This window comes from Saccharopolyspora sp. NPDC045941 (assembly GCF_056431445.1).
The window spans coordinates 1-1,090 of sequence record NZ_JBWKKU010000172.1 but is presented as its reverse complement, the minus strand read 5'-3'; the positions used below and the strand labels follow the sequence as shown (position 1 = coordinate 1,090).

Annotated in this window: 1 protein-coding gene; it reads right to left on the bottom strand. The window is 68.1% G+C overall.

Translation table 11 applies throughout. The features are described from left to right. A partial coding sequence (locus AC07FN_RS45930; protein ID WP_478401391.1) for an amino acid adenylation domain-containing protein occupies positions 1-1,090 on the bottom strand: 1,090 nt, incomplete at both ends.

Below are 1,090 nucleotides of genomic sequence, written 5' to 3'. Positions count from 1 at the left end.
CCCGTCCGGAACATCCGAGACCCGACCGGGCCGAACGGATCCGCCACGAACCGGCCAGCGGTCAACCCCGCACGACCCCCGTACCCCCGCGCCAAACCCACACCCGCGACGTACAACTCCCCCACCACACCCGGCGGCACCAGCCGCATGCGGCCATCCAGCACGTAGACCCGCGTATTGACGGTGGGACCGCCAATGATCGGCTCGTCCGAGTGCACGCCCAGCGATCCAGAGGTCACCCATACCGTGGCCTCGGTGGGCCCGTACAGGTTCAGCATCAGCCGACCCGGAGCCCACTGCCGGACCAGCTCGCTGCCGATCGCTTCGCCGCCGACCAGCAGTGTCCGGAACGACGGCAGTTCCACCACCGGCATGCTCGCCAGCACCGACGGGAGGATCAGTGCGTGCGAGATCCGCTGCTCGGCGAGCACGTCGACCAGCTCCGCGCCGGTCAACACCCCCGAAACCGGCGGGACGACCAAGGTTCCGCCGGCGGCGAAGGCCATCAACACTTCCAGCACAGCGGCATCGAAACTCGGTGATGCCAGCTGCAAGACCCGCGATTCGCCGGTCAGCTCGAAACGCTCCACCTGGGTCTGCGCCAGCCCGGCCAACCCGGTGTGCGGGACAACTACGCCCTTCGGTCGCCCCGTCGATCCCGACGTGTAGATCACGTATGCGGCGGCGCCAGTAGGCACCTCCACCTCCGGCGACGCCTCCGGGGACCGGTGGACCGCACCCGCCACGTCCGGTTCGTCAAGCACCAGTTTCGGCGTTTCCTCCGGTAGCAGGTCGACGAACTCGGACTTCGTGAGCACCAGCGCGGCGGCGCTGTCCGCCACCATGAAGCCAATTCGTTCTCGCGGGTACGTCGGGTCGACCGGAACGTATGCGCCACCTGCCTTCGCCACCGCGAGGATGGCAACGATCATCTCCACCGATCGCCCGAGCAGCAGCGCAACTCGCGACTCCAGGCCGACGCCGTGCGCTATGAGGTGGTGTGCGAGTTGGTTCGCGCGGGTGTTGAGCTCCTCGTAGGTCAAACGGGTGCGGCCGTGTTCGAGCGCGATGGCCCGCGGAGTTCTGCTCA